Annotated in this window: 12 protein-coding genes; 5 read left to right on the forward strand and 7 right to left on the reverse strand. The window is 35.9% G+C overall.

The window, feature by feature from the left end; all coding sequences use genetic code 11:
• From FJR37_RS09965 to FJR37_RS09985, 5 genes are all read left to right on the forward strand, one after another.
• A partial coding sequence (locus FJR37_RS09965) for a CHAT domain-containing protein (protein ID WP_168465918.1) occupies positions 1–1784 on the forward strand: 1784 nt, incomplete at its 5' end.
• Positions 1785–2162: 378 nt separating this feature from the next.
• On the forward strand, positions 2163–2504 hold the full coding sequence (locus tag FJR37_RS09970; protein WP_168465919.1) for a hypothetical protein: 342 nt from the start codon (positions 2163–2165) through the stop codon (positions 2502–2504).
• Between the two features lie 211 nt (positions 2505–2715).
• Positions 2716–4104, forward strand: a complete 1389-nt coding sequence (locus FJR37_RS09975) for a hypothetical protein (protein ID WP_168465920.1) — start codon at positions 2716–2718, stop codon at positions 4102–4104.
• A complete protein-coding gene (locus FJR37_RS09980; protein WP_254434557.1) occupies positions 4083–4292 on the forward strand; it encodes a hypothetical protein in 210 nt (69 codons plus the stop codon). The genes FJR37_RS09975 and FJR37_RS09980 overlap by 22 nt, the downstream gene beginning before the upstream one ends.
• Positions 4293–4351: 59 nt before the next feature.
• Entirely contained in the window at positions 4352–4588 is a 237-nt protein-coding gene (locus FJR37_RS09985) for a hypothetical protein (protein ID WP_168465921.1), read from the forward strand.
• Between the two features lie 37 nt (positions 4589–4625).
• On the opposite strand, the gene FJR37_RS09990 is transcribed toward FJR37_RS09985, so the two are convergent.
• The 7 genes from FJR37_RS09990 to FJR37_RS10025 all read right to left on the reverse strand — a co-directional run bounded on the left by FJR37_RS09990 (position 4626) and on the right by FJR37_RS10025 (position 9243).
• A complete protein-coding gene (locus FJR37_RS09990) occupies positions 4626–5114 on the reverse strand; it encodes a DUF3368 domain-containing protein (RefSeq protein WP_168465922.1) in 489 nt (162 codons plus the stop codon).
• The gene (locus tag FJR37_RS09995) at positions 5111–5371 is read right to left on the reverse strand and encodes a UPF0175 family protein (RefSeq protein ID WP_039202188.1); all 261 of its coding nucleotides are present in this window, start codon (positions 5369–5371) and stop codon (positions 5111–5113) included. The genes FJR37_RS09990 and FJR37_RS09995 overlap by 4 nt, the downstream gene beginning before the upstream one ends.
• Entirely contained in the window at positions 5364–5579 is a 216-nt protein-coding gene (locus FJR37_RS10000) for a hypothetical protein (RefSeq protein WP_168465923.1), read from the reverse strand. The genes FJR37_RS09995 and FJR37_RS10000 overlap by 8 nt, the downstream gene beginning before the upstream one ends.
• Positions 5580–5672: 93 nt before the next feature.
• Positions 5673–5930 carry a hypothetical protein gene (locus tag FJR37_RS10010; protein ID WP_168465924.1) on the reverse strand — a complete coding sequence of 86 codons (258 nt, stop codon included), beginning with the start codon at positions 5928–5930 and terminating at the stop codon, positions 5673–5675.
• 39 nt (positions 5931–5969) lie between these two features.
• A complete protein-coding gene (locus tag FJR37_RS10015; RefSeq protein ID WP_168465925.1) occupies positions 5970–7175 on the reverse strand; it encodes an aspartate aminotransferase in 1206 nt (401 codons plus the stop codon).
• Positions 7172–8350, reverse strand: coding sequence for an iron-containing alcohol dehydrogenase family protein (locus FJR37_RS10020; RefSeq protein ID WP_039202181.1), 1179 nt, complete (start codon positions 8348–8350; stop codon positions 7172–7174). Before FJR37_RS10020 ends, FJR37_RS10015 begins: the two co-directional genes overlap by 4 nt.
• Before the next feature lie 368 nt (positions 8351–8718).
• Complete coding sequence (locus FJR37_RS10025) at positions 8719–9243, reverse strand: Ycf51 family protein (protein WP_039202180.1); 525 nt, start codon at positions 9241–9243, stop codon at positions 8719–8721.
• Positions 9244–9366: the final 123 nt, after the last annotated feature.

A 9366-nucleotide genomic window follows, 5' to 3' on the forward strand; every position in this document is an offset into this window, starting at 1 on the left:
AGGATAATCTGGAAATTGCCATTGCAGCTTATCAAGCGGCTTTAGAAGTTTATACTATCAGAGCTTTTCCTCAACATTATGTTGAAACTGTATATTATATCAGCATTGCTTATAGGAAATCAGGTCGTTTAATTTCAGCCTATATTTTCTTAGAAACAGTTATAAGTAATTTGGAAATTATCTCACATAGTGATCGAATATACTTGATTTATGCTTCTATCATAGAAGTTTGTCTTGACTTAAATGAGTATACATTAGCAATTGAATATCTTGAATTTAGTAGAAATAGAAATTTACTAGAAAATATTCGTAAAAAAGTTGAATCAGATATAGAAAAAGAAAAATCAGAATTGATAAAGAAAGACAACGACAGTTCAGTAGTAAAACAAGATATAAATTTAGCAAAGTTAAAGAATTTACAGAAACAACGAGAGCATCTAACAAAAACAAGAATTGGTTTAATTCCAATGAATTTTCAGGAAATTCAAAATCTGTTAGATGAGAAAACTGCAATTATTCAATTTTACATTTTTAATGATTGTTTCCGGGCTTTCATTATTACCAAAAACAACGATAAACCAATAATTTGGAAATCTACAGAGGAAGATTTAGATCAACTCATAGATTGGGTTTATGGTGAATATATCACCCTTTACTATTCCGACCGTAAGAAATGGCGAAATGATTTAAATGATCAACTTACCAAACTTGCAGAAATTTTCCATATTAATGAAATAATTGCCCAAGTTCCAAAGGATATTCAAAAAATAATTATCATTCCCCACCGTTATTTACACTTATTACCTTTTCATGCTATTCCTTTATCTACAAATTCAGAATATTTATTTGATAAATATCCTGGTGGTGTCAGTTATGCACCCAGTTGTCAACTTTTGAATATTGCTAAAGAACGTCTTTCTAACCCTATTCTACAAAGAGAGAGAACAAGATTAGAACCTCTCTCTAACTCTCTCCTAGAAGGAGAGAGAACAAGATTAAGTAACCTATTTGCAATTCAAGATCCTAATAACAATTTACCTTTTACTAACACTGAAGTGGAAGCAATTGCAGCTAATTTCCACCCCCAGCAAATCCTCAAAAATAATGAGGCCAGCAAAGCCAATTTACAAGAAACTACCACATTTAATAACTTTACTAATTCCCAATGGTTACATTTTTCTTGTCACGGTAGTTTTGATTTAGAATCACCTTTAAAATCAGCTTTACAACTTGCTGATTCGGAAGTTAATGCTTCACTTTTGACAACATATTCATCTCGTTATGTGAGAATTAATAAAGAAACTGCTATTGATTTATCAAAATGTTTGACATTAGCAGATATCTTAGAATTAAATCTCCCTCAATGTTATCTTGTTTGTCTTTCTGCTTGCGAAACCGGCGTAACCGGCGTAATTGATGTTAGAGATAAAAGTGATGAATTTATTGGTTTATCCAGTGGTTTTATGAAAGCCGGTGCAGTTAATATTGTTAGCAGTTTGTGGACTGTGAGTGATGTTCACACCGCTATTTTAATGATTAAATTATATGAAAATATCGCCAATAAACCCCAGGATATCACATTGGCATTAAACACAGTCCAGGAATGGTTACGCAAAGCCACACAGGTAGAAATCATTGATTGGTTGAAGCAGAAAACTGAAATAAAGGAGGAACAAAAAGAGAACATTATTAATTCATTATCTAAGCAATGTAGACCCGAACATCAACCATTTAACCAACCATATTTTTGGGCTGCTTTTTGTGCTGTTTCTCCTGTAATGTAGGTTGAGTTGACAAAGTGAAACCCAACATTATCAAAAATTTCGTATTATTTCATGTAGAGATTTAGCAGTGATTGTAAGTGTCAAATTAATGAAAATTGATGTATTCTTAAGCCAGAGAATAAATTCTCTGTCTAAAAGCTAAAGTCGGTTAAAACCGACTATATTAATCCTAGAATCAATTTTTATAAATTTTGACTTTCTAGTTTATGCGAGTGCGTTTTCCCTCGTTCCCTGTCTCTGACCGGGAATGAATTGCAGAGGCTCTACCTCCACTATATCATTTTACTTCAGGCCGAGCCTGAAAAACTGCATTCCCAGCCAGAGTCTGGGAACGAGTTAAAATCAGCTAAAATATTAATCAATTCACAAACTAAACCTATGGAAGCTAATCAAATTATCCAAGCATTTACCGAAGTCGTGAGAAACCAAGATTATGTTTTTTCCGACGTTTCTTTAGATGCTATCACAGAATTACAAAAAACTATCGCTGGTATAGAAACTGAACCTCCGGAAGTAGTTGCAGAAGCTATCCGTCAATGGTATCTTGACTATGAAAAAGTTAGAAATGCAGTCTTTTTAGAAGAACGGGAAAGGGAAATTGGTAGAGTCCCTAGAACTAAACCAGAAAATGAAGAAAACACCGTAGAAAATCGCTACCGACTTTTACAAGAGGACGTAGAAAAACTGAAAGAAAAAAAGACACCAGCCCAAAACCCATAATTAAAAATGAATAAATCGGTTGATTATACAAGTTAAACTGGTGGTTAGAAATCCCGTCTACACAGACAAAATCAAATCCTTGATTTTTGGTTAATCTGCGCGGGCGGAATTTGTTTGTGTAGCGGCGATTTTCAGTTACCAGGGCTTAAATTAACTGTTTTTTTAATCTTGTCAAAATTCACATTTCAGTCGTATTTGGTATAGCTAAATTATGAAAATATATGCACCTAATATTCACGTTTTCACTTTTCAACTTTATAAAGGCTCAAATTTTGATGATAATATAGATAGTCAACATTTAAACTTTATCTGGGAACGTGGTAATGATATTCTTAAAGAAGTTCTCAAACAAGATTTACAACTCAGTCAAAAAATTGATGTTAAAAAAGATGAGGGATTTAATAAAGTAGATATTCTGAATGATCAAAATGAAGTAGCTGTATATTTGGAGGGGAATGTTAACCCAAGTCCTCAACAAGATATTTTAATTACAGGTTTCGCTTATCCTTGTCGAATTTCTGATAGTTACGGTTTGTGGTTAAATTTACGTCGTCCAGAACAGGAAAATAACCAACCTACGGAAGATGTAGAAACTGATTTTCTCAAACTTTTAAATCCCAATAATTGCTTAATTTTACCATTAAATCCTTTATTTCTGGGACAAACTATTTTAATTACAGCTTGGATAAATAATGCTAAAATTCAAAATGATCATCAAAAAATAGCTGATGAATGTTTAAAGCAAATTTTCCCTAATCAAAATACAATTCCACCTTTTTATCGTCAAGGTGAATTATTTGGTAGTCCGATATTTGAATATGGTTTACCAAATCAATCTAGTCAATATCAACAAGTTTTAATTTGTTTATTTACAAAACAAGAAACTGGAAATAAATTTGAACAATCTTGTTCAGAATTACTAGATTTGTTTTTTCGTCATAGTAAGATAATCAAAGCTTATAAAGACAGTCGGGCTATATATAAAGACTTAGATAAAAAGTATAGAGATATAGAATCTGAAGTTAATAAAATTCTCGAACTGGAAAACAATCAAGATATAACCAGAAAGGATTTAAAGAAATTACAAAACCAGTTAAGAGCGTTTCCTAGATTAGCACTTGAATACACCAGATTACTTTTAAGTTTAGAAGATTCCCAAAATACAATTGTGATTAATGCAGATAATTATAGCGATAAATTAGCACAAATTAAACATAATTTAAACGGTGAAAATCTAGATTTTCTAGAAATTTTCCTAAATAAGAATTGTGTCACCTTTAAACGGCAAATTCAAGCCGATTTAGGCTATTTTCAACATGGTTCACAATTATTAGATCAAGCCATTAACTCAATTCGTGGTATAGTGGAAATAGAACAAGCTAAAAGCGATCGCTCTTTAGAAACAACAGTACAAGTATTAGGTATAGGTTTGGGTGGTGGTGCTATATTTTCCGGTATTATCACTACGCACATAGATAAGATCAACTCACCTTTATTACCAAAAAATTACTTTTCAGCTTCATTAATTTTAAGCATAATTGCTACCTTGGGATGGACTCTTTTGGTTTGGTTGGTTATATGGATAACAAAACGCAAATAGTTTTTAAAGATATTCTGCATGAAGAAGAATATGAACAAGCAATTGCAAGATTAAATGATTTACTTGATGAAATTGGTACTAATGAACAACATCCTCTTTATCATTTATTGGATACATTAGGAACAATAATTGAGGCTTATGAAATAGAACATTACCCTATTCCTAATTGTCACGGAAAGATGTATTAAACTTTCAAATCTTAGGTTACAATGAATCATAACTTAGATATTTAATGAAGGAATAAATCATGAAAATACAAGGAATTATCAAAGGTAACACCATAGAATTATTAGATCAAATATTAGACAAAATTCTTCTACCTGATGGAGTAGAAATTTCTATAGAAATACCAGATAACTTAATAATTAAACAACCAAAATGGCCAGAATTAGAAGCTGTTATTGGTTTATGGAAAGATGATACAGAAATTGATGAAATTTTTGATATTATTAATCAGGAACGTCATCAAGATTTAGTCATGTAGGTTGGGTTGACGCAAGGAAACCCAACAATTTTTTACACTATTCACCAACTTTTTTAATAGCTTCTTGATAAATTAAATTACTTAAACGAAACTTACCAACAAATTGTAAAGAATCCAGTTGTTCTCTTAAATTAAGAATTAATCCATTTTGTTTAGCCCAAATCAAAATTCCTACCGTACCTAATACTGGTAAATTCATTTGTTTTGCAACTCGTCTAGCACTTTTCTCATCAAGTAAAATAGCTTGACTAGGTTGTTCAATAAACAGGGTTATTGCTTCTGATTCACCTTCATCTAACTCTAATTTTAATAACGATACTAAAGCAATATTACTAACTGGTAAAATAGTTAACCATGAAGCTTTTGCTACTTTTTCTGCGCCAAATCTTCCTATACCTGTCTCCACAACTTCTTTCCACACAGCTTGTGGAATTATAACACCATCGGGAAACCGTTGATTAATTAACTCTAATTGTCCAATACTACTTAAAGCAATTAAAACCGATGAATTACTAACTGCTTTCATGATAATATTTCTAATGTCTCTAAATCTGTTTCTAACTCTTCTAAATCATAACTACGATCAATATTTTCTTGTCCCAATAACTCATGAAATTCCCATTTACTTAATTGCGACAATTCACGGGCTTTACCAAAAGAAAGAATCCCTTTTTGATAAAGTCTAATTGCTAATTCAGTGCGGATGCGATGCAGACGTTCATCAGGAGGTAGACGTAATCCCTCAGTTACTTGATCAGGAATTTCTAAGATTAGTTTACTCATATTGTTTCACATCAGGATCAAGAATAATTATATCATTTTGTTTAGGGAAATGTTCTACTGTCGTTGTCCCATCTTCATGATGAATAGTAACACTATATCCTTCTTGATATCGTTGAGAATATTTACCCCGAATAGGATTTTTTAGTTGACTTAAATCATATTCTTCTTTTAAGTCATCTTCTAATTCATATTGTATTTTATCGTTCATAATATCTCCATTGAGTTACAGCCCATTGATGAAAGCGATCAGATTTCCTGAAATAAGCAACTAAAACACCAGTATCAAGAATTATCCGCTGATTCATTTCTGTCCATATTCTTCCATGTATTTCTTATTAAAAGAAAGATCGTCTACCCCACCTTCAATAACTCCTTCCCATTTTCTCAATAGATCATGAGGAGAAGCTTCAGGCTTTTTGACATTTGAGTTTTCAGAATCTTGATTAACTTGATGATTACCCAATTCAAATGCCAGAAACTCAATAAAACGGAGAACTTGCTGCTGTTGATCTATAGGTAACTGCTGCATGGTAGTTACTACCTTTTCCAGAATTGTCATAACCTTAATTCTTTTGAGATTGTGTATTCACCTTAATTATCACGCAGAAACAGAAACTTCCGATTGATAGCAAATCCCCGCTTCCTTGAATCTTTGTAAAGCTTCACCCAAGCGATCGCAATCTGCAATTAAACTAATTCTCACATAGCCTTCACCACCCACACCAAAGGCATTACCAGGAGTCAAAACCACCCCAGTTTGTTGTAAAACATTCAAAGCAAAATCTGTAGAATTCATCCCCACCGGACATTTTATCCACAAATACATAGTTGCTTCCGTTTTGGGAATATTCCACCCCAATTTACCCAAACCATCAATTAAAAAGTCTCGCCGAGTGCGGTAACGTTGTTGAACTTCATGTAAATAAGAATCCGGGAGACTAAGGGCAGTTTCCGCTGCTGTTTGCAAAGCCGAAAAAATGCCATAATCTAAATTGGTTTTCAGTGTCCGTAAACCTTGGATAACGTGGCGATTTCCCACCACAAAACCAACGCGCCAACCTGCCATATTATAGGTTTTAGAGAGAGTGTGAAACTCTACACCAATCTCCTTAGCGCCAGGAATTTCTAATAAGCTAGTGGGTTGATAACCATCAAAAGCTAATTCGGCATAACATAAATCATGGACTAAGAGAATTTCATACTTCCGCGCAAACGCTACAATTTCCTCAAAGAACTCGCGGGGGGCGGTAGCTGCGGTAGGATTACTGGGATAATTGAAATAGAGAATTTTCGCTTTTCTAGCCACTTCCTCAGGAATAGCTGCTAAATCAATTAACCAATTATTTTCTTCCTTGAGAATTAAATTATGGATAACTCCCCCAGCAATAATCGGTCCACGAAAATGCACAGGGTAAGAGGGTGAAGGTACTAATACAGTATCACCAGGATTAATGTAGGCGATCGCTAAATGCCCCAAACCTTCCTTAGAACCGAGTAAGGGTAAAGCCTCACTATCAGGATCAAGGGTAACACCATAACGGCGATTATACCATTGAGTAATCGCCTTACGGAAACTAGCCGTTCCTTCAAATGGAGGATAACCGTGATTAGCGGGATTTTGCAAAGCTGCCATAGCCGCTTCTATCACAGGTTGGGGAGTAGGTCCATCAGGATTACCCATACCCAAATCAATTAAATCCAACCCTTGTTCTCTAGCCTTAGCCTTTAATTCATCCAAACGAGCAAATACATAAGGCGGCAATTTTTGTATCCGTTCTGCGGGAGACATCCAACTCAAACTCATTCCTTCACCTCGTCACTTATTCCCCTGGTGGAAACACGATTAATATCTATTGGTGCAGTGGTAGAAACCATTGCGGCCATCAATTGTTCCAACGCTACATTAAACGGTAGACGGTGGATATCAGAATTAGGTTCTAAACTAATTTCCGCTGCTGTTTGTAACTCACCCAAAGTGATATTACCTAGTCCCAAATCTGCTAATTTTTGGGGTAGTCCAATCTCTGCATAGAACTTCAACAATTGTTGTCTTGCTGACGCTGCTAATTGATTTCCTTGGATCATTTCTTCTAACCGCAGTTGTACCAGGATACCATAAGCGACCTTTTCCCCATGAATGCTCCCATGTCCAGAAATATGGGTTAAGCCATTATGGACTGCATGGGCGGCAACCGTGCGACATTGCGCCCCACCGAGTCCCCCAATTACTCCAGCTAGGAGTACAGTTGCGTCCACAACTTCTTGCCAAACTTCCCCACCCGGAAACTGTAACGCAGCAGCCGACTTTTGCAATAAAATATCGCGTAAAATTCGCGCTTGTTGAACCGCAGCAATAATTAAAGTTTGTTGCAAATGCCCACTACTCACTGATGCTTCATACCATTTAGCGATCGCATCCCCAATTCCTGCTATTAATGTTCTTTGAGGTGCAGTCTGAACTAAATTATAATCCAAAATTAGCAAATCAGGACAGCGAGACAAAGCCACATCATACAAAAACGCTCCCGTCGCCGAATAGACATTAGAAAGGGCAGTCCAAGCCGCACAGGTAGCCCCAGAAGTGGGAATTGTGACAATTGGTAATGTCAATTGGTGGGCGACTAATTTAGCCGTATCTAGGGCTTTACCACCACCAATCCCGATAATCATATCAGCTTTATGTTCTTTAGCAGCTTTGCGTAAAGCCTTCAAACTAGCTTCACAACAATCAGCACCATAGGAAACTGACAAAGGATGTAATTCTGGAGATTGGAAAAGAGGTTGTAAACTCTCTTGACTCAGATTAAGAGTCTGATTTCCAGCAATAATTAAAGGACGAGTTCCCAAATTAGCAACTTCACCCGCAACGGTTGACAATATCCCAGCACCGCGAATTACTTTCCCAGGGGCAACAGAAAGGCTGAAAAATGAACTAGTGGTTTGAGTGGACAAAGTTTCAGTAGAATGTTGATTAGGCATGATCGTTATTTTGCCAAAACTATTGATATTTCTTAATCAAATTTTAAAATAATCTTTATTGTATGATAGATGACCAAAAAATGTGCAAATAGAAAATCAGGATGTAGGGGCGCAGGGCCTGCGCCCTGTCAGATTTTCCTATTCCCTCTTAACCCACATTCCGCACCCCCCAGTGTCACAATCGGTAATTTCGGATTTTTGAATACCTTTGATGATAATTTTGATACAAAATCGTCGAAATCTTAGGTGGCGAACTGCTTGCAGCAGCGCTTCGCTATCGCCAATCTCAAATCCCCAAACGACCATTTTTCGTTGTGTGACAGTTTAGGGTGCGGAAGGTCGGTCTTAACTATCATGTCACCTGTCACCTATGAAGCTGTAGGTTTTGGTAAGGAAGCAAACTTGTCTAAATAAACTTCTACCGCCATTTCTGGATCTTCACGACTGACCAAAGTGCGATTTACTTGACCCAAGTACAGCGGTACAGATAACCCTATTTCTGGGTGGATAATAGTGCGAGCGCGGACTATCATTTCCTTGCTACCACCAGTACCTAAGCGACCATAGGAATAAAGGTTACTAGCTGCTTGACGTAAAGTGGCTTCTAATTCTGTGGGAGTAATTTCTGGGGCGATCGCAATTACTGTTTGGTTAGAACCGTTGTCATAAACTAGGGTGTACTTGACAGCACCAGGAATAATTGTACGACTCAGGGGAACAAGGGAAAGTGAAAATAACCCCCCTGTCAGTACCAGCATAAAGCCAGTTGCACCCACCAATCGAAAGCGAAAGCCCCATTTGAGTATGAAGGCCAAGATTGTCAGAACTGCAAATACTATTGTCGCAATACCTGACCATTGGGTATATTGGAGAAAATTAGCGGTACTAGGCATAAGGTTTTAATTACGGACAATTACCATCTTACCTATGAGCAACACCAGATTTTTATGCAAAGCAAAACGCCCCCCATTTCTGGAGGGCGATTGTTTAATTAAGCTATTAACAAAGCTTTAATT

The organism is Aphanizomenon sp. UHCC 0183, assembly GCF_009712065.1.
In the GTDB taxonomy this organism is placed as follows: Bacteria; Cyanobacteriota; Cyanobacteriia; order Cyanobacteriales; family Nostocaceae; genus Dolichospermum; species Dolichospermum heterosporum.